This window comes from Brevibacillus sp. HB1.3 (assembly GCF_013186635.1).
Classification (GTDB): Bacteria; Bacillota; Bacilli; order Brevibacillales; family Brevibacillaceae; genus Brevibacillus; species Brevibacillus brevis_D.
Genome location: NZ_JABMIT010000003.1, coordinates 412,710 through 430,836, shown reverse-complemented (window position 1 = coordinate 430,836; position 18,127 = coordinate 412,710). Strand labels below are relative to the sequence as shown.

Here is an 18,127-nt window from a genome sequence, read left to right as displayed (position 1 = left end):
CTCACCACCATTCCAGGAGACTGCCTACTTTTTCTATCAGTAGGGCTCATTTATGCTTCGTATCGCTTCAGGATTACCGTTGCATTGTGACCGCCGAATCCAAATGTATTGGAAACAGCCACATTGACGGTCGCCTTGCGCGCATGGTTCGGAACATAGTCCAGATCACATTCTGGATCCGGGTTTTCCAAGTTGATTGTTGGAGGCAGTATTTGATCACGCAGCGCATATGCCGTCGCGATTGCCTCGACACCACCCGTAGCACCCAGCAAATGGCCTGTCATCGATTTGGTCGAGCTGACAGCCAATTTGTATGCGTGCTCGCCAAATACAGTCTTGATCGCTTGTGTTTCTGCGATATCTCCTTGGCCAGTAGAAGTACCATGTGCATTAATATATTGGACTTCTGTTGGGTCAACGCCAGCGTCTTTCAGTGCGCTTGCCATGCAACGCGCAGCTCCTTCGCCACCAGGAGATGGAGAAGTAATATGATGCGCATCTGCACTCATCCCGTAGCCAATGACTTCCGCGATGATCGTTGCTCCACGTTTTTTCGCATGCTCGAGCTCTTCCAGAATCAGAACACCAGCACCTTCGCCCATTACAAAGCCATCACGATCCTTGTCAAACGGACGGCTTGCTTTTTGCGGCTCATCGTTTCTGGTGGACATCGCTTTCGCTGAGCAAAAGCCTGCAAATCCCATTGGACGCACGGTTGCTTCTGCTCCACCTGCGATCATGACATCTGCGTGATCGAACTGGATCAAACGCAGTGCTTCACCGATTGCGTTTGTACCTGTCGCACAAGCGGTAATCGCACTGGAGGTTGGTCCTTTTGCACCGTATTGAATCGATACTGCACCAGACGCCATGTTCGCAATTAGCATCGGAATAAAGAATGGACTCACACGACGTGGTCCTTTTTCCAACAAGACGGAATGCTGTTCTTCCCATGTAGTCAGACCACCGATTCCGGACCCGATGTATACACCCACTCGTTCCGCATTTTCTGGCGTGATCTCCAGTTTTGCATCTTCTACAGCCATTTTGGCAGCAGCTAATCCAAACTGAACGAATCGGTCTGTACGTCGGATATCTTTCTTGTCCATATACTGCTCAGGATCGAAGTTTTTCACTTCGCCTGCAATTTGTGTTGGATAATCAGAAGCGTCAAAGGCAGCCACACGGTCAATGCCTGATTTTCCTTCCAGCAAGCTGTTCCAAAAAGTCTGTGCGTCATTCCCTACTGGAGAAACGACACCAACGCCAGTAATCACCACTCTGCGTTTCATTTCAATCACCTCTATATGAAAGTCAGCAGTCAGCTTCTAACATTCACTGCATGCAAAACGTGTATTTATTTGAATTATGTACAGGTGGCTATTGAAGGAGAAGTCCCGTATGGTACGGGACTTCCAACAGATCAATCTACTTGTGAGATTCTATGTATTTAACAACCTCACCAACAGAAGTGATCTTTTCAGCATCTTCGTCGGAAATCTCTAAATCAAACTCATCTTCGAGTTCCATTACGAGTTCAACCACATCCAGGGAGTCAGCGCCCAGGTCTTCTTTGAAAGAAGCTTCCAAAGTAATTTTGGACTCATCTACACCCAGACGATCGACGATGATTTTCTTTACACGCTCCAAAGTATCTGCCATCTTGCTTCACCCCCTCTCCCGTATTATAGTGGATGAGCTTTCAAAAAACCAGTTTCGTAAAAATGCTCGTTTGAGGTTTTCTTCCTACATGTACATTCCGCCGTCTACGTGCAGGGTCTGCCCTGTCATGTAGTTAGCTGCGTCAGATGCCAGGAACAGCACGACAGATGCGATATCATCTGTTTGTCCCAAACGGGCAAGCGGAATTTGGCTTGTGAGCCCTGCTTTGACATCCTCCGGCAATACAGCAGTCATTTCTGTATCGATAAATCCTGGCGCAACAGCATTCACCGTAATATTACGGCTAGCCAGCTCGCGAGCAGCCGTCTTCGTCAAGCCGATAACCCCAGCTTTTGCCGCCACGTAGTTTGCTTGTCCTGCGTTCCCCAAAACACCTACCACAGAAGTGATGTTGATGATTTTGCCTGAACGCTGCTTCATCATCGGGCGAGTCGCTGCTTTTACGCAGTTGAATACACCCTTCAGATTCGTCGCAATCACATCATCCCACTCGTCTTCTTTCATACGCATGATCAGGTTGTCGCGAGTAATTCCCGCATTGTTCACGAGAATATCGATCACACCAAAATGTTCCAAAGCAGCTTTGAACATCTCGTTGACATCTTCTGTAGAAGAAACGTTCGCGCGAATCATAATGGCATCGCGGCCCATTTCTTTAATAAGGGCAACAGTTTCACTCGCTGCTGCTTCACTACCTGCGTAATTGACAACGACATTCGCGCCAGCTTCTGCCAGCTTCAATGCAATTGCACGCCCGATACCACGGGAAGCCCCTGTGACCAGTGCTGTTTTTCCAGTTAACATAGTACCCCTCCGTTCAAAAGCTCAGTAAGTGAATCCATGTCCTGCACAGAGATAATCGTCGTATCCGCTGGTGCGATTTTCTTGATTAAACCGGCCAAAACTTTTCCTGGACCGATTTCTACAAAAGTGGTCACACCTGCTTCGACCATCCACTGTACAGAATCCTCCCACAAAACTGGAGCGGAAACTTGTTGAACCAATTGATCTACAATGATTGTAGCCTCAGATACTGGCCTAGCTGTTACGTTTGCCACGACAGGCACTGTCGCTTCTTGTACCGTAACGCCAGCCAAAACAGCTTGCAGTTTATCTGCTGCCGGCTGCATCAAGCTCGAGTGGAACGGCCCGCTTACATTCAATGGAAGGACGCGCTTTGCGCCAGCTTCCTTCGCTTTTTCCCCGGCCAGCTTCACACCTTCAGCAGAACCAGAGATGACAATTTGGCCTGGGCAGTTCATGTTCGCCAATTGAACAGGATGTCCAGATGCCGTTACTTCTTCGCAAACCGCATGCAGTGCTGCGCGATCCATATTCAAGACAGCGGCCATTGCACCTTGCCCCGCTGGCACTGCCTCTTCCATGAACTGACCACGAGCTCGCACAGTTTTGACTGCATCTGCAAAGGACAAAGCCCCAGCTGCAACCAAAGCGGAATACTCACCCAAACTGTGACCTGCCACGAACGCAGGCTTATAGTCAGGCAACTTTTCGTTCAATACTGCCATAACAGCGATGCTTGCTGTCAAAATAGCTGGCTGTGTGTTTGCTGTCAGCTTCAATTCCTCTTCTGGTCCTGCAAAACACAGTCCCGACAAGGAAAAGCCGAGCGCTTCATCAGCCTGCTCAAATATGTGACGGGCCGCTTCCGATTGTTCGGAGAGCGCTTGCCCCATTCCTACAAATTGTGAACCTTGCCCTGGAAAAACAAAGGCTACCTTTCCCATTCCTACTTGCTCCCTTCTGCCGGGGTTGTGCACCACTTCAAGAGCGTCGCTCCCCAAGTCAAGCCGCCACCAAACCCAACCAGAATCAGGTTATCGCCTTCTTTTACACGACCAGCCTTTACTGCTTCATCCAGTGCTACAGGAATAGAAGCAGAGGACATGTTTCCATAGCGATCCAAGTTGATCGCAACTTTATCCTCAGACAGACCGAAACGCTGTACAGCAGAGTCGATAATGCGTTTGTTTGCCTGATGCGGCACTAACAGGTCGATCTCTTCCTTCGATACGCCCGCTTTGGACAAGACAGCCTCTGTTGCAGAATTCATCACGCGAACGGCGAATTTGAAAACTTCTCCGCCTGCCATGTAGAGATAGTGCAGTCCTTGTTCGACAGACTCAGCAGATGCAGGCGTTCTGGAGCCACCTGCCGGCAAGCACAAGAGCGAACCGCCTGATCCATCTGCGCCGAGCTCAAAGGACTGGAAGCCGTAGCCCTCGGTAACTTCACCGATAACAGCCGCACCCGCACCGTCTCCGAACAACACACATGTATTTCGATCTTTGTAATTCGTAATTTTGGACAAGGTCTCAACGCCTACGACCAACACTTTTTTATACAAACCGTTTTGGATGAACTGAGTCGCTGTTGTAATTCCGTACAAAAAGCCTGTGCAAGCCGCGGAAAGATCCATTGCAGCGGCGCGTGTAGCACCCAGCTTTTCTTGCAACAAGCAAGCAGTAGACGGGAACGACATGTCAGGTGTTACGGTAGCGACAATGATCATATCCAGCTGTTCCGCACTGATGTTTGCTTTTTCGAGAGCAGCTTTGGCAGCCTCGTAAGCCAAGTCGGAAGAAGCTTGCTCCGGTGAGCTAATACGGCGTTCTCTGATTCCAGTACGGGAAACAATCCACTCATCAGAGGTTTCCACCATTTTCTCCAGATCAAAGTTCGTCAATACCCGCTCCGGTGTATAAGAGCCTGTAGACAAAATCCCTACTGAACGCTTTGCACTCATCTGCTTCACTCGCTTTCTCCCAAAGTATTTTTCTGTAATGATTGCTGGATAACCTCGTTCACGTCCTGCTGAACAAACCGCGTAGCACTGACGATCGCGTTTTTCATTGCACGCTCATTTGAGGAACCGTGAGCCTTGATCACAGGGGATTTCAATCCCAACAAGGGAGCACCACCGTATTCCGCATAATCCATTTTCTTTTTAAAACGAACCAATCCAGGTTTCAGAATGGCCGCTCCTAGCTTATTAATCAGGCTGGAAGTAAACTCCTGCTTCAACTGCGAAAAGATAGTGGAGGCTGCACCCTCTACGGCTTTTAACAAAACATTTCCTACAAAGCCGTCGCATACGAGCACATCACAGGCTCCTTGCATAACATCGCGTGCTTCCACATTTCCTACAAAATTTAAGTCAGCTTCTTGAAGGAGAGGAAAAACAGCTTTCGTCAATTCGTTTCCTTTTCCTTCTTCCGTCCCGACATTGAGCAAGCCTACTGTCGGACGCTCAAAGCCCAACACTTTCTCAGCATACAAGCTCCCCATCACCGCGTATTGTACAAGCTGATGTGGCTTGGCATCCATGTTGGCTCCGACGTCTAGCGTCAGTGTTACGCGGCCTTTTGAATTCGGGATATAGGCACAAAGCGCCGGGCGCTCGATTCCATCCATGCGACCTGCGTACAGCAAGCCCGCTGTCATTAATGCGCCCGTATTTCCTGCCGAAATCATCGCGTCGACTTTTTTCTCGCGCGCCATCTCAACTGCTACGACCAGCGAAGAATTTTTCTTACGCCGAACAGCTCGAACCGGTTCATCATCTGGCAAAATCACTTCCGCTGCAGGAACGATTTCAATGTTTGCCGGAATATCCTGCGGCAAATGGTTCCGAATAGCCTGTTCATCTCCCACCAATACAACTGTAATGGCCGGGTTTTCCTTGATGGCAGCAAGCGCCCCTAATACGGTACTCTTCGGTGCGTGATCGCCGCCCATCGCATCCACTGCAATTCGCAACCGTGATTCCTCCTTACTCCTCATCCATGCTGTTATGATAGCTCGACATTTCAACTACCCGGAAGGTTGCGGTAAAGACCAGTTCACCTTGGACCTTCGTCTCTACGCGCACCTTGCATTCGTCGCCGTTACGGCTTCTCACCACTGCTTTAGCAACCAGCTTTTCCCCTGTTCGTACAGGACGGACAAAGCGGATCCTCGCCGTAGCTGTCAACGCTACGTCTGCGTTAATTACTGCTACTGCCAACGAGTTGGCCTGAGCAAATATATAATGCCCTCTGGCAATTTGTGTTTTGGAGAAAACGTGTTCTTCTTTTATTTCCAATACGGAAATAGCCTGTGAATCGAGCTGTAAATCAACCATTTCACCTATGATTTCATCGATGCCCAATGATTTTACAGGATCAAGACTTTTCTCTGCGACTGTCTTGATACGTTCACGCAGCTCCGGTATTCCTAATTCCAGTCGGTCTAAACGTATGGTTTGAATACTGACATGAAATAACTCAGCCAGATCTTCGTCCGTCGCAAATGGGTTATCCGCCAGATACTGCACCAAGCGAGACTGGCGATCTTTTTTTGGCAAGCGGGCGATGCCGAACACCCCCTTAAGCAGGATTCAGTTGTACTATGTATGATTGCGATCTGTTTTTAATACCTGGTACCAAAACACAGTATAAGGGAGAAGATGTGGAATTACAAGTATGGATCACGAAATTAGGTAGCCGTCCCTACCGATAAATGAGACGAATGATCTCCTCAATCCCCGGTTCTTTCATCTGGATGTCCAAAGGTTCACCCCACCCCGCCACTTCGGCAAGGATTCGCGGCGAAGAAATTTTCCCTTTGTCGAAGTAGATCGAAAGTACGTTCTCTGATAGCTCCATCCGCTCGATTCCTTCTAGCTCGTAAAGCTTTTTGGGCGGTTGTCGAAATTCAATTCGTATGAGGCTTGGTAGCCCTATCTGTTGCCGCAAATCAGCCAAGCTCGTATCCATCATCTTTTTGCCATGATTAATCACGATAATCCGGTTGCAGAGTTGTTCAATATCGTCCATATCATGAGTCGTCAATAGAATGGTCTTCTTCTGGCTCTGATTCACTTCTTTCAGAAATGCTCTGATGCGCGTCTTCGCAACCACATCCAACCCAATCGTAGGCTCGTCTAAAAACAGGACAGGCGGATCATGCAGCAGTGCCGCAGCTAAATCAGCTCTCATCCTTTGACCTAACGACAACTTACGCACTGGCGTATCAAGGAATTCATGGAGGTCCAGCAGCTCCTGATACACCTCCATCGATCGCCGATATGCGTTGTCGTTAATCTTGTACATCGCTTGCAAAATTTCAAAGGAATCTCTGACTGGCAAATCCCACCACAGCTGTGTTCGCTGCCCGAACACTACTCCGATCTGTGAGGCTACTTGAATTCTTTCCCGCTGTGGACTATATCCGCCTATTCGTATTTCCCCCTGACTGGGATGAAGAATTCCTGCCAGCATTTTGATCGTCGTCGATTTTCCTGCGCCATTCGGCCCGATATATCCCACGAACTCGCCTCTGCCAATGGAAAAGGAGATATCATGGACGGCTTTGACTTCCCTTCGTTCACGAGAAAAGAGTGTTCGTAGAGAAGCAAAGCGCCCCTCTTTGGCTTGATTCAGGAAAAATGATTTTCCGATGTGCTTTGCTTCAATCATGTTACCCCTCCTTAGCTCCCAGTACTATGGTAGTGTCGAATCCCGACATTCCACAGCATACGAGCGAAATAAAAAGCAAACGCTGCTGCTACCGGGGTGAGTAATGGATAAAACCATTCGCCCCCTTTGCCCAAAAGCGTCAACATTGGCAAATAATTCATGTACGCGATCGGTATCGCTGAGAAAAACAGCCATTTGAGCCAGTTTGGATATAGCCCGATCGGATAATTGGAAGCATTGGCTGGTGCATAAATAGTAAAGGTCAGCATGTCTTTCATCTGATGCGTCCAAAAAGCGACCCCAGCCGTAGCAAGTCCAATCGAGAAATAAATCACCCCGCCAGACAAAATAGCAACCGGTGAGAATAGCACCAACCCTATGATCGATTTCCCTTCGGCCGCAAGACCTGACAAGGAGATGACCAAAACAGACACCCCTTGTACCAACCCTCCCACTCTCGACAAATCAAGATTGCGTGTCAATAGCAGAAGCAAAGGCGAAACAGGACGGATGAGCAATTGATCGAGCTCCCCTTGTACGATGTACTTCTCAAAGTCGTTAATTTCCGGGGCAAACAGCCGATACAAGGAGACAGATGCCGAGGAAATCCCGTAAAGCATCCCAACCTCGTAAATATTCCAGCCGACCACATCGTGAAATCGATACAAAATCGCAGAGAGAATAATAAAATCAAGCACCATAATCATTCCGGTCGTGGCAGCGCTCGTGACAAAATTTATCTTGTATTGCATTTGCGAGCGAATGCTGGCCGCAATCAGTTTGCGATAGAGGGCAAACATGTGGTTATCCTCCTTGAATTTCTAGCTTTCTTCTTGCCATTTTCGTCACCAATAAAGCAACTGCCGTTAAAACGAGCGCCCAGCCAACTTGTACAAGCATGCCATAAGGAGGCGCAAGCTCTAGCAAAGTCATGACCGGATAATAAATCATTGCCGAAAAGGGCAAATAAGGCGCTACTTTTCCAATGACCCCGGGCATCAAGTCTATTGGAATCATTTGTCCGCCTAACCCAAAGATCAATGACAAAAGGATGAGGTGTACCCAGCGAATTTCTGTCGTCCAGAAGGAAGAAATGCCCGCGAGATAAAAGAGCAGCATGCCTATGTACGTTCCTAGCAGAAGCGAGAGGATAAACCAGAAGTAAGTAAACGGCTGGGAAGGAAAAAAGAAGCCTACCGCTAATCCTAGCAGCAAGCCAATCGGAACACTTCGGTAACAAGCGTTGTACAGAAGTCGCCCAAACTCCTGGCTGAGCCTGTACCAGAGATAGTGAATAGGCTTGATCATATCCAGACTGACAGCCCCGCTTCTAACCGCGATTTGCACATTCAGACCTGGGGACAAAAATGTTGTCATCCAGAGAACACTTTGACAAATCGCGATGTAAAACCCCATCGTTTTGACATCATAAGGTCCGTAAACTTGTTTCCCAGAAAGGACCCCCGTCCAAATGGCAATAAAAACAAGCCCAAAAATCGAGCTTGCGACATTGTTGACGACATGCGATAAACGATACTGAAGATTCCGACGATAACTCTTGCGAATAATCCGCCAATAGACCATAAAACCCTCCTCTTGGAAAAGTCAGGATTACTAGAATAGCAGGGGCCGTACACAAATGCAAGAAAAAAGAAAGAGCCCTTCCCATTTGAAGGACTCTCCCTGATAAATCCATTTGCTGTCACGCTGGTCACCCATTCACGCCAGCCAAATAGAACTTATCCTCTTTTTTATGGATCAATAGCTTCATGTGGAAGCTACAATCACCTCTACATCGTTGGCGTGCAAAGCCTCAGCTACTTCCTTTTCAGGCAGCTTATCGGTCACGATAATATCGATCTGGTCAAAACCTGCAACCCGATACAGCATGCTTTTTCCAAACTTGGTATGGTCAGTGAGTATGATCACCTGATCGGCACGCTTGATCATTTCTTTAATCAGAAATCCGTGATCCTCCTGCGTGGACATGAGCCCTTCCTTTGTAAGACCGCATGCACCAACCAGTACTTTATCGACATGAAAATCAGCGAGGTTTTGAATCACGCGTGTACCGAGCACACATTGATCCTCTGCATGTACGTCTCCGCCCAGTAGCTTGACAAGAACGCCTTCTTTTCGGGACATACTGGCGGCAGTCGCTAATGAATTCGTGATGATGACATGGTCGCGGGTCTGTAACGATTCCACTGCGAGCTGAACAGTTGTGGAAGCATCAAGCAGCATGTAATCGCCGTCTTTGATCAGACGAGCCGCCGCTGCCGCAATACTGCGCTTTCCTGTCAAATCAAGCTGCATTCGTTCCTGATGGGAGTAGTTCTTTTTGTTGAGGCTGGGCAGTACCGCTCCTCCCCTGGTCCGCAGGATTTGTCCCTGCTCCTCCAGCTTGACAATATCACGCCTTGCTGTGTCACGGGAAACACCAAACTGATCAACTACCTCTTGCACACTGATACGCTGGTGCTCCTGCAAATACGCAAGAATTGCAGCGAGCCTCTCCTCTTGAAACACGAAGCCTCAACCCCATCCTTATCTTGGCTTCATTATAAGTTATTTAAGCAAAAGTTACAAGTGATAATAAGTGTTTGTAAGTAATCATAAGCAATAAGAAGGAACAAAAAAAGCAAGGCGATTTCTCACCTTGCTTTCTTAGCAGCGAATATTACTTCGCTACTTTCACGCCTTTGTAGTGACCGCAGCTTGGGCAAACACGATGCGCAAGCTTGTATTCGCTGCAATTATCGCATTTGATCATGCCTGGAATCTCTAATTTGAAGTGCGTACGACGCATTCTTTTACGGGTTTTGGAAGTTCTCCGTTGAGGTACTGCCATCTTCCTTACACCTCCTTCAACTGACAAATGCTAAGAAGCTCTATTGGGTGGACAGTATAGGCAAAATGCTTATGCCATCCTTCAAAAATGAGACGCTGCCACGAATGGTCGGCGAATCATCTTGAATACAGTAAGAATACTTATTTGCTGTCTTTGAAAAAGTCAGCCAACCCAGCCAATCGCGGGTCAACACGCTCATTCTTGCAGCTGCATGCCACTTCATTACGGTTTACACCGCAAGTCGGGCACAGACCTTTACAATCCTCCTCGCAAAGCGGGAAGGTCGGCATAGCCAGTAAGAAATCCTCTTGAAGCAGTGAGTCCAGCTCGATTTCATCGCCTTCCAGAGGAAGGATATCGCTGTCCTCATCATCTTGCAGAATCGGATCATCCGCAAGCGCAAATGTCTCAGAGAAATCTACTGTTGCCTGATCGACAAAAGGATTCAAGCATCTTGCGCAGACAAAATTCACATCTGCCTTCATGCTTCCTTTTACGTAATAGAGATTGCCCAGCTGTACGGCTTCACCACTCGCAGTCACAGGAGTAATCCCACGAATCTCATGATGGCGCTTCTTCAGCTCATCTGCATCCAGAGTTACCTGGAATGGCAACGGCTCTCCTTTTCGGTGCTCTAACTCTGCTAACTTAATGTTCATAGCATTTCACCTCATGCACAACAAAGATGATTATAGACCCTGCCCAAAGCTTTGTCAACCATTTTTGCTTGACAGCTAGTTTGCTCAGGTAGATTTCGGTTTTTGAGCATTCAAGTACGTAATCGCTTCTTCTACCGTCTTGATCGGAACCACTTTCATTGACGTTCCAATCCGCTTGGCAGTTGCTAACGCCTCCTCGTAGTTGGAGCTCGTATCTGGCGTATCCTGTGGAGCAAAGAAGATCTCTGCACCCGCTTTGTCCGCTGCGATTACCTTTTGATTAATGCCACCGATCCTGCCTACTTTTCCGTCTAACGAAATCGTGCCTGTTCCTGCAATTTTATAGCCTTTTGTCAAATCCGTCTCCGTATTTAACTGGTCATAAATCTCCAGCGTCATCATCAATCCCGCAGAAGGACCACCAATCCCTTGAGAGGCAATGGTTACTTCTTTTGGAATGATGATTTCCTGTTTGTTGTCAGGGCGTACACCAATTCCAACTGACTTGGATTCAGGTAGTGGTTCCAAGGTTAACATCGTTTTGGCCTCTTGTCCATCTCTTGTGTACGTAATTTCGACTTGATCGCCTGCTTTTTTTGCAGAGAGGGCTGTCAGCAAATCTTTTGCCTCAGATGTGCGGACCCCGTCTACATACGTAATGACATCACCGATTCGCAGCGTTTTATGGGCAGGGAAGCCTTCCAAGGTACCCATCACCCACACACCCTGCTTTTCGATTTTCACTTCGAAACCAGCAAGACGGAATGCGACTGCCTCCGCAATTTTTTGTGAATTGTCCATGACTGCTTGTTCTCGACGGATAAAATCTTCGCTGTCCTCGCCCTTGCTGACAACCAGTTCCTTGGGCAACAGCTCAACATCCTGCGCCATTTTTGCATACCAATACCACGGCAAATTCGCTTCGCCCATTCGAACTGTCGTTAGCATGAAGGAGCCGGTCTCGTCCTTCTTGCCGCCTTCCACTTGAATCATCGGCCCCAGCTCAATCGCTGAACCCGGACGACTCACGTAATAATTCGTCGGTACAAAAAAAGAAATACCCAACAAGACAAAAACCAAGGCAAGTATCCAGCTAAAGCCTCTGGTTCCTGAAGATCTGCGTCTGTTGGCATAAAGCTGTTCCTCACTCATTCTTGTGCCTCCCAATTTGCAATTCGTTCCTGAATGCGTTCGATATGTTCAGTACCCGCACGTTCGCCTAGCTCGATTATTTCTTGGACACCCGTGTACGCGATACTGCTATAGTGTCCAACATCCGGCCTGATTACGATGTCTGCCGCAATGATTCGATGTCGCAGAATTTCCCTTTCCATGACATCAATGGTTTGGGCGATGACATCAAAAATACTTTTGACCTCCACCCGCGTATCGAATTGGGCGACATCTACCGCAATCACGATATCGGCACCCATTTCACGCAATACTGTCACCGGTACACGATCAATGACTCCTCCGTCGACCAAAAGCCGCCCTCCTACTTTTTCAGGGACAAAGATGCCTGGAATGGATATGCTTGCTCTCACCGCTTGATCAATTGGGCCTTCCCGAAAGACCACTCGCTCCCCTGTTTCGATATCCGTCGCGACAATGGCAAGCGGCTTGTTCAGCTCTTCCAAGCGCTTCCCGTGCGTTAACAGGCGAATCAATTGCTTGATCTTTTCCCCCGTAACAAAGCCCATGCTGGGTACGGTTAAATCGAGCCAATGCTTGCGTTTTAAATTCATGGCAAGCTTCCCCATCATGCTCGGTTCAATCCCGTTGGCATAGACGGCCCCAATCAGACTACCCATACTGGAGCCAGCCAGCATGTCAATCTGGATACCATGTGCTTCTAACGCATTCAATACACCAATATGTGCAAAACCGCGAGCACCCCCAGAACCCAAGGCTACACCCACGATTGGTTTACGCTTTGTCTGCATGGAAAAACCCCTCCCTGTAACCAGCCTATGTGGTAAATCGCTGAACCTTTCACACTTGGGAGCGATTCGTCGACCAAGCTTACGCATAGTTCTTCCGCCTGCCACGTAGACATGTACTACTACTTTTCTTCGATTCAGGAGGAATCCATGTCACGCCACTCACCCGTACTTACCTTGTTGCTCGCCATCTCGACCGTTTTCATTGTGATTGCGTTGATTGCTTACTCGCAGATATCTTTTGAAGCTGCCGTACGCGGTCTAAAGATATGGTGGGAAGTAGTTTTTCCCTCTACCCTTCCCTTTATTGTGCTGTCTGAAGTGTTGATGGGTCTGGGTGTCGTCCATTTCGTCGGCGTGTTACTGGAGCCATTGATGCGCCCACTGTTTAACGTTCCGGGCACGGGCGGGTTCGTACTGGCTATGGGCTTCTCGTCCGGCTATCCGGTAGCCGCAAAGCTGACTACACGCCTGCGTCTGCAAGGCAATGTAACGAAGGCTGAGGGTGAACGTCTCGTCTCTTTTACAACAACAGGAGACCCCTTATTCGTCATGGGGGCAGTGGCAATCGGCTTTTTCCACAGCGAGCAAATGGGCATCATTCTAGCCCTGACTCATTATTTGTCAGCTGTACTCATGGGCGTAATCTATCGTTTTCATGCGCCTTTTGCGATTACTTCAGCCCCATTGGAGAAAAATTCACTACCTCTTCCTTTGCGGGCCTTACAAGCGATGCATCGGGCACGTATCCGCGATCGTCGTCCGTTCGGAAAATTAATGGGAGAAGCCGTGCAATCCGCTCTGAATACACTGCTTATGATCGGTGGCTTCATCATTGTTTTCTCGGTATTAATCCAACTTTTTTCCACCATTCATCTGACGCAAATCATCAGTACGCTTCTCTCGATTTTTCTCGGTCCCTTTGGTTTTCCACCAGCCTTCTCCCAAGCAATCGTGGCTGGATTGTTCGAAGTAACCCTTGGTGCACAGGCAGCGAGCATTGTGCCAAATGATGTTTCCATGGTCTGGAAAGCGGCCATAGCCAGTGCGATATTGTCTTGGGGCGGTCTGAGTGTTCACGCACAGGTCGCAAGTATCTTGAGCGAAACGGATATTCGTGTCGCCCCTTACTTGATTGCCAGATCCCTGCATGCTTTGCTAGCTGCGATTTTGACCTTTGTCCTTTGGGGGCCACTTGCCACAGTGAGTTCCTGGTTCGTGGAGAAAGCCGTCCCTGTATTTGTGCATGCGAAAGCTGAGATTCCTGCGACGAGTTGGTGGGAGACCTTACTATTATCAGGGGGACTCGCCATCGGCGTCGGTGCGATTCTGTTGTGTACCAGCCTGACTCTTTCGCACATGAACCGCAGCAAGACGCGATAATCTACTCGGCCATTTTTCGCTTCAGTGCCTCTTCTACGATCGGCGGCACTAAATCGGCGACACTCGCCTTGTACTTCGCAACTTCCTTTACAATACTTGAGCTCAAGTATGAATATTGATTGTTCGTCATCATGAAAAACGTTTCAATATTTTCGTCTAGCTTTTTATTTATCGAGGCGACTTGCATCTCATATTCAAAATCAGAAACAGCACGAAGGCCACGAATGATCACCTGTGCGCCCTTTTTGTTCATATAGTCAATTAACAAGCCGTCAAAAGAGTCCACTTCTACATTCTTCATATCAGCCGTTGCCTGACGAAGCAATTCGACACGCTCTTCTACGCTGAACAATGAGTTTTTCTTGGAATTGATCAAGACGGCCACAATGACCTTATCAAAAACGTTGGCACCCCGCGCAATAATGTCGAGATGCCCATAAGTAACAGGGTCAAAGCTTCCTGAACATACGGCAATTGCCATAGCGGGTTATCCTCCCTTAGTGCTCTTTTTGCACCTTGATTGAAAAGTTAGACGTGTGGCTCCAAATCGTAATAATACACGGTAACGGCCGTATCCCCATACTTCGCCGCTCGATCCTTCACACAATGACCAATCGCATCCGGAAAGGAGTCTGCGATATCATGCTCAGCCACGATCCACGCTCCGTCCGCCAGCATTCCCAGCTCCTGCAACATCTCAATTTCTTCTACGATCTTTTGCTGGGCGTATGGCGGGTCCAAAAAGACGAGGTCAAATTTTTGATTGCGGGTACTCAGTGTGCGAATGGCGCGCTCCGCATCCATTCGATATAGCTCGGCATAATCATCTAGCCTACAAGTGCTGACGTTTTGCTTTACCACGGCAAATGCTTTTTGATCTCGCTCCACGAAAACAGCTCGATCCGCGCCCCTACTCAACGCCTCGATCCCGAGACCACCTGTTCCTGCGTATAGGTCCAATGCCCATCCGCCATCGAAATAAGGGCCAATCATATTAAAAATCGATTCTTTGACTTTATCGGTTGTCGGTCTCGTTCCTTTGCCTGGGACTGCTGCCAACCGTCTTCCTCTGTGTTCTCCAGCGATGACTCGCATACTCATTTCACCTGTCTGCTTTCCTAATATGTATGTTTTAAGACGCGATTTTCTAAGACTGAGAATGATATCATACTATCACAACTGCCTACACCCGTAAAATTAGCAACTGGAAAAATTTATGCGCAAGAAAGGTATATTACCCCATTCGATTGGAAAAGATGTTGAATAGCGACGCAACGGTGTCGCTGACAACCGCGGAGAAGACTTACGTTTCCCCATAAGCTCTTCCTCCGGTTTCTCCTCTCCCATAATTGAAAGGCTGTTCACTTAGGCGCACGACGTGTCTGATAGGAGCATTTCGTGCCATCGCTCCCTTCACCGGGAGGAGTTGAACGGTCGCCCCTCGTCATTTGACGATGGGGTATTTTTTTGTGTCCAGCGCATACTACATGTACCTGCAACACCTTCTTCCTGTAGCTTGCCTGAAAGGAGTGAGTCATTCATGGCAGAAAAGCGACCATCCGCACAAAAGCTGAAGGCGTCCAAAGCCCAGTCCATTGCAGACCGCACAGGCAAAGACGTCGAGCTGGCGCGTGACATGCAATCGCGTGCAGATCAATCGGACATCGTCAAACATGGACAGTAGCTGCATACAATAGCCAGCCGCATCGAATCGGCTGGCTTTTTACTTTTCCACCTTCAATTCCCTCGGCACTTCTTTTAAGCGGATACAGATACTATACAAAAATAACTGTGAAGGAGGTATCCGCATGCATACGGTGTGGAAGGGCTCAATCAGCTTCGGCCTCGTCAATATACCTGTTCGCATGTTTACTGCAACGGAAGAGCGCGATATTCGCTTTCGTCAACTGCATAAAGAGTGCAATACCCCGATTAAGTACACGAAAATGTGCCCGCACTGTCAACGAGAGGTCGATACGAGCGAAATCGTCCGTGGCTTCGAATACGAAAAAGGACATTTTGTCATGATCGACGATGACGATCTGGAAGCCATTACCCCAGAAACACGTAGAGCCATTGAAATTATCGACTTCGTAGACTTGTCAGAGATCGATCCCGTTTATTTTCATAAGAGCTATTTCCTATCTCCACAGGACACTGGCGAAAAAGCATACGCCTTGCTGCGATCCGCTATGGAACAGACAGGAAAAATCGGCGTTGCACAGGTGACGATGCGCAATCGGCAAAGCCTGGCCGTTATCCGACTGTATGAACATTGCATCATGCTGGAGACGATCTTTTATCCAGATGAGGTACGTCCCGTTAGTCAAGTGCCTGCCTTGCCTGAAGCCGCTGTACCGTTGGCCGAAAACGAACTGAAGATGGCAACTGAGCTCATTAGCAATATGACAATCCCTTTTGATCCAGCAAAATATACGGATGAATATCGATCCGATCTGCAAAAACTGATTGAGAAAAAATTGGAGGGTCAGGAGATCGCCACTGCCCCTACAGTGGCAAGAACCAATGTTATCGATCTCATGCAGGCCCTAAAAGAAAGCTTGGAATCTACAGCTGGTCAAGCCGCTATGCCCATCAAAATCGAGCCAGAACCAACTCCGTCAAAGCCTGCGCGAAAACGCACCACCGCTGCCTCCTCGTCCGAAAAAGAGCAGGCAGCGAAAAAGGCGGCGCCAGCCAGTCCCAAAAAGACTACGACTACTTCTACAACCAAAACACTCCGCAAAAAGAAGGCTACTACTGGTTAGCTACACACAGCAAAAAAACCTGCCCACACTGGACAGGTTTTTTGGTATTCCCATGACGGAATCTAACTAGGCGCCATTTTTCTACACGGTTCAATATGGATATGAACGGCGTTAATACGGTGAATCTTGCGCATCTGTTCTTCAATTTTTTCGGTGATGGTGTGACTCTCCACCACATTCAGACCTGGATCTACATGGATCACAACATCAACCAGCACGCTGCTTCCATGGTAGCGGGCTTTGATGTCACTAATATCCCTCACCCCCGAAATCGAGGAAATTGTAGCCCTCAGGTCCGCGAGTTCGCTTTCGTCAAAGCCATCTGTCAAACGGTGGGTTGCTTCCCTGAAAATATCCCACGCAGTCTTCAAAATGATGAGACCAACAACAAAAGCAGCTAACGGATCCAGCCAATTCAATTGAAACTGTGCGCCAGCCACCCCGATAAACGTCCCGATACTGACGAATGCGTCTGAACGGTTGTCAGCGGCTGCTGCATCTAGTGCTTGGCTGTTTGTTTTGATGGCGAGTTTTTTATTGTAGCGATAGACGAAAAGCATAATGACGGCGGTCGCAAGTGCTGTCCACCCTGCCAACAGGTCAGGAGCCGAATGTTTTGGGTCAAATAAGGATGGTACAGCATTCGTAATGACCTGAACTCCAACAAATAGCATAATAAATGATGCGACAAGTGCTGAGATCGTCTCGGCCCGGAAATGGCCATACGGGTGATCTTTATCAGGTGGTTTCCTTGCGATACGCAGCCCGATCAAAACAGCAATCGATGCGACAACATCTGTTGAGTTGTTAAGACCGTCGGCCATTAAAGCTTCTGATGCAGTGACATACGCAACTCCTATTTTTAGTACAGAGCAGAAAATGTAGGCGAAAATACTCACCCACGCTCCACGTTCTCCTTGTTTTAGATCCGAATAAACATCCATACCTCATCACCTCAAAATACTTCTCCATCCTGCTTCGACAACGAGGAAAATCAAAGCGCTGGAAGCAGTTGCTTTTTTTCGAACTTCATCGTAACAGATCGGAATCATGTGGGTCTACAGAAACAGTTTTAGTCCGGTTCACGAGAATAGGGAGGAGGAAAATGTGTTGCACACCTGCAATTTCCTGCTGGAAAATTTCCCTTGAAATTAGATGGACTTCCCGTTATCCTATTCTTGCAATCCAAAATAAAAAAGCACGGGAGCTTGGGATTCACCAGGCTGAGAGGATGGTACTGTGCCATCGACCGTTGAACCTGAACTGGGTAATGCCAGCGGAGGAATGTCATATACGACACGAAAAGATGCGCGTATCTTTAGGATACCCGTTTCTTCTCTACTCTCGCGTTGGCGTCGCATGT

The 18,127-nt window shown here is 48.2% G+C and carries 21 protein-coding genes and 1 riboswitch; of the genes, 3 read left to right on the top strand and 18 right to left on the bottom strand.

Translation table 11 applies throughout. The features are described 5' to 3' along the window. Nucleotides 1–50: 50 nt before the first annotated feature. The 15 genes from fabF to HPY31_RS09645 all read right to left on the bottom strand — a co-directional run bounded on the left by fabF (nucleotide 51) and on the right by HPY31_RS09645 (nucleotide 12,616). On the bottom strand, nucleotides 51–1,292 hold the full coding sequence (gene fabF, locus HPY31_RS09715; RefSeq protein WP_016743279.1) for a beta-ketoacyl-ACP synthase II: 1,242 nt from the start codon (nucleotides 1,290–1,292) through the stop codon (nucleotides 51–53). A gap of 136 nt (nucleotides 1,293–1,428) precedes the next feature. Continuing rightward, nucleotides 1,429–1,662: an acyl carrier protein gene (acpP, locus tag HPY31_RS09710; RefSeq protein WP_005834336.1), complete on the bottom strand. Its 234-nt coding sequence runs from the start codon at nucleotides 1,660–1,662 to the stop codon at nucleotides 1,429–1,431. An 84-nt stretch (nucleotides 1,663–1,746) separates the two neighbouring features. Next, on the bottom strand, nucleotides 1,747–2,487 hold the full coding sequence (gene fabG, locus HPY31_RS09705) for a 3-oxoacyl-[acyl-carrier-protein] reductase (RefSeq protein WP_015891896.1): 741 nt from the start codon (nucleotides 2,485–2,487) through the stop codon (nucleotides 1,747–1,749). Beyond that, nucleotides 2,481–3,431 carry an ACP S-malonyltransferase gene (gene fabD / locus HPY31_RS09700; protein WP_016743278.1) on the bottom strand — a complete coding sequence of 317 codons (951 nt, stop codon included), beginning with the start codon at nucleotides 3,429–3,431 and terminating at the stop codon, nucleotides 2,481–2,483. Before fabD ends, fabG begins: the two co-directional genes overlap by 7 nt. Nucleotides 3,432–3,433: 2 nt before the next feature. Further along, nucleotides 3,434–4,450, bottom strand: coding sequence for a beta-ketoacyl-ACP synthase III (locus HPY31_RS09695; RefSeq protein WP_026134260.1), 1,017 nt, complete (start codon nucleotides 4,448–4,450; stop codon nucleotides 3,434–3,436). A 5-nt stretch (nucleotides 4,451–4,455) separates the two neighbouring features. After that, complete coding sequence (gene plsX, locus HPY31_RS09690) at nucleotides 4,456–5,463, bottom strand: phosphate acyltransferase PlsX (RefSeq protein ID WP_015891899.1); 1,008 nt, start codon at nucleotides 5,461–5,463, stop codon at nucleotides 4,456–4,458. A 13-nt stretch (nucleotides 5,464–5,476) separates the two neighbouring features. After that, nucleotides 5,477–6,067 (bottom strand): transcription factor FapR, encoded by a 591-nt coding sequence (fapR, locus tag HPY31_RS09685; protein WP_016743276.1) that lies wholly within the window; start codon nucleotides 6,065–6,067, stop codon nucleotides 5,477–5,479. Between the two features lie 127 nt (nucleotides 6,068–6,194). Beyond that, nucleotides 6,195–7,163, bottom strand: a complete 969-nt coding sequence (locus tag HPY31_RS09680; protein WP_172140436.1) for an ABC transporter ATP-binding protein — start codon at nucleotides 7,161–7,163, stop codon at nucleotides 6,195–6,197. An 11-nt stretch (nucleotides 7,164–7,174) separates the two neighbouring features. Then, a complete protein-coding gene (locus tag HPY31_RS09675; protein WP_172140434.1) occupies nucleotides 7,175–7,963 on the bottom strand; it encodes an ABC transporter permease in 789 nt (262 codons plus the stop codon). A 4-nt stretch (nucleotides 7,964–7,967) separates the two neighbouring features. After that, nucleotides 7,968–8,747: an ABC transporter permease gene (locus HPY31_RS09670; RefSeq protein ID WP_172140432.1), complete on the bottom strand. Its 780-nt coding sequence runs from the start codon at nucleotides 8,745–8,747 to the stop codon at nucleotides 7,968–7,970. 183 nt (nucleotides 8,748–8,930) lie between these two features. After that, entirely contained in the window at nucleotides 8,931–9,692 is a 762-nt protein-coding gene (locus HPY31_RS09665; RefSeq protein ID WP_172140430.1) for a DeoR/GlpR family DNA-binding transcription regulator, read from the bottom strand. A gap of 151 nt (nucleotides 9,693–9,843) precedes the next feature. Next, nucleotides 9,844–10,014, bottom strand: a complete 171-nt coding sequence (rpmF, locus tag HPY31_RS09660; RefSeq protein WP_005834357.1) for a 50S ribosomal protein L32 — start codon at nucleotides 10,012–10,014, stop codon at nucleotides 9,844–9,846. 140 nt (nucleotides 10,015–10,154) lie between these two features. Next, nucleotides 10,155–10,673: a YceD family protein gene (locus HPY31_RS09655; protein WP_087346950.1), complete on the bottom strand. Its 519-nt coding sequence runs from the start codon at nucleotides 10,671–10,673 to the stop codon at nucleotides 10,155–10,157. An 84-nt stretch (nucleotides 10,674–10,757) separates the two neighbouring features. Continuing rightward, a complete protein-coding gene (locus HPY31_RS09650; protein ID WP_172140428.1) occupies nucleotides 10,758–11,825 on the bottom strand; it encodes a SepM family pheromone-processing serine protease in 1,068 nt (355 codons plus the stop codon). Further along, nucleotides 11,822–12,616 carry a patatin-like phospholipase family protein gene (locus HPY31_RS09645; RefSeq protein ID WP_172140426.1) on the bottom strand — a complete coding sequence of 265 codons (795 nt, stop codon included), beginning with the start codon at nucleotides 12,614–12,616 and terminating at the stop codon, nucleotides 11,822–11,824. Before HPY31_RS09645 ends, HPY31_RS09650 begins: the two co-directional genes overlap by 4 nt. A gap of 147 nt (nucleotides 12,617–12,763) precedes the next feature. On the opposite strand from HPY31_RS09645, the gene ylbJ reads away from it, so the two are divergent. Beyond that, a complete protein-coding gene (gene ylbJ, locus HPY31_RS09640; protein WP_172140424.1) occupies nucleotides 12,764–13,996 on the top strand; it encodes a sporulation integral membrane protein YlbJ in 1,233 nt (410 codons plus the stop codon). 1 nt (nucleotide 13,997) lies between these two features. Here the strand turns inward: ylbJ and coaD are convergent, their stop codons facing one another. Next, nucleotides 13,998–14,477: a pantetheine-phosphate adenylyltransferase gene (gene coaD / locus HPY31_RS09635; protein ID WP_137028288.1), complete on the bottom strand. Its 480-nt coding sequence runs from the start codon at nucleotides 14,475–14,477 to the stop codon at nucleotides 13,998–14,000. 47 nt (nucleotides 14,478–14,524) lie between these two features. Further along, nucleotides 14,525–15,091, bottom strand: coding sequence for a 16S rRNA (guanine(966)-N(2))-methyltransferase RsmD (gene rsmD / locus HPY31_RS09630; RefSeq protein WP_087346965.1), 567 nt, complete (start codon nucleotides 15,089–15,091; stop codon nucleotides 14,525–14,527). 445 nt (nucleotides 15,092–15,536) lie between these two features. On the opposite strand from rsmD, the gene HPY31_RS09625 reads away from it, so the two are divergent. Further along, nucleotides 15,537–15,680: a hypothetical protein gene (locus HPY31_RS09625; RefSeq protein ID WP_016743266.1), complete on the top strand. Its 144-nt coding sequence runs from the start codon at nucleotides 15,537–15,539 to the stop codon at nucleotides 15,678–15,680. A gap of 124 nt (nucleotides 15,681–15,804) precedes the next feature. Then, the gene (gene ku / locus HPY31_RS09620) at nucleotides 15,805–16,764 is read left to right on the top strand and encodes a non-homologous end joining protein Ku (protein WP_172140422.1); all 960 of its coding nucleotides are present in this window, start codon (nucleotides 15,805–15,807) and stop codon (nucleotides 16,762–16,764) included. Between the two features lie 62 nt (nucleotides 16,765–16,826). On the opposite strand, the gene HPY31_RS09615 is transcribed toward ku, so the two are convergent. Further along, nucleotides 16,827–17,708, bottom strand: coding sequence for a cation diffusion facilitator family transporter (locus HPY31_RS09615; RefSeq protein WP_172140420.1), 882 nt, complete (start codon nucleotides 17,706–17,708; stop codon nucleotides 16,827–16,829). A 246-nt stretch (nucleotides 17,709–17,954) separates the two neighbouring features. Next, nucleotides 17,955–18,067: riboswitch (TPP riboswitch) on the top strand. Nucleotides 18,068–18,127: the final 60 nt, after the last annotated feature.

Bases quoted from the DNA above. Each gene is read 5' to 3' on its own strand.
- ku (WP_172140422.1), top strand. From the start codon at position 15,805: ATGCATACGGTGTGGAAGGGCTCAATCAGCTTCGGCCTCGTCAATATA.
- HPY31_RS09680 (WP_172140436.1), bottom strand. From the start codon at position 7,163: ATGATTGAAGCAAAGCACATCGGAAAATCATTTTTCCTGAATCAAGCC.
- HPY31_RS09670 (WP_172140432.1), bottom strand. From the start codon at position 8,747: ATGGTCTATTGGCGGATTATTCGCAAGAGTTATCGTCGGAATCTTCAG.
- rsmD (WP_087346965.1), bottom strand. From the start codon at position 15,091: ATGCGAGTCATCGCTGGAGAACACAGAGGAAGACGGTTGGCAGCAGTC.
- HPY31_RS09625 (WP_016743266.1), top strand. From the start codon at position 15,537: ATGGCAGAAAAGCGACCATCCGCACAAAAGCTGAAGGCGTCCAAAGCC.
- fabD (WP_016743278.1), bottom strand. From the start codon at position 3,431: ATGGGAAAGGTAGCCTTTGTTTTTCCAGGGCAAGGTTCACAATTTGTA.
- HPY31_RS09695 (WP_026134260.1), bottom strand. From the start codon at position 4,450: ATGAGTGCAAAGCGTTCAGTAGGGATTTTGTCTACAGGCTCTTATACA.
- rpmF (WP_005834357.1), bottom strand. From the start codon at position 10,014: ATGGCAGTACCTCAACGGAGAACTTCCAAAACCCGTAAAAGAATGCGT.
- ylbJ (WP_172140424.1), top strand. From the start codon at position 12,764: ATGTCACGCCACTCACCCGTACTTACCTTGTTGCTCGCCATCTCGACC.
- fabG (WP_015891896.1), bottom strand. From the start codon at position 2,487: ATGTTAACTGGAAAAACAGCACTGGTCACAGGGGCTTCCCGTGGTATC.
- fabF (WP_016743279.1), bottom strand. From the start codon at position 1,292: ATGAAACGCAGAGTGGTGATTACTGGCGTTGGTGTCGTTTCTCCAGTA.
- HPY31_RS09655 (WP_087346950.1), bottom strand. From the start codon at position 10,673: ATGAACATTAAGTTAGCAGAGTTAGAGCACCGAAAAGGAGAGCCGTTG.
- HPY31_RS09615 (WP_172140420.1), bottom strand. From the start codon at position 17,708: ATGGATGTTTATTCGGATCTAAAACAAGGAGAACGTGGAGCGTGGGTG.
- acpP (WP_005834336.1), bottom strand. From the start codon at position 1,662: ATGGCAGATACTTTGGAGCGTGTAAAGAAAATCATCGTCGATCGTCTG.
- HPY31_RS09645 (WP_172140426.1), bottom strand. From the start codon at position 12,616: ATGCAGACAAAGCGTAAACCAATCGTGGGTGTAGCCTTGGGTTCTGGG.
- coaD (WP_137028288.1), bottom strand. From the start codon at position 14,477: ATGGCAATTGCCGTATGTTCAGGAAGCTTTGACCCTGTTACTTATGGG.
- HPY31_RS09650 (WP_172140428.1), bottom strand. From the start codon at position 11,825: ATGAGTGAGGAACAGCTTTATGCCAACAGACGCAGATCTTCAGGAACC.
- HPY31_RS09675 (WP_172140434.1), bottom strand. From the start codon at position 7,963: ATGTTTGCCCTCTATCGCAAACTGATTGCGGCCAGCATTCGCTCGCAA.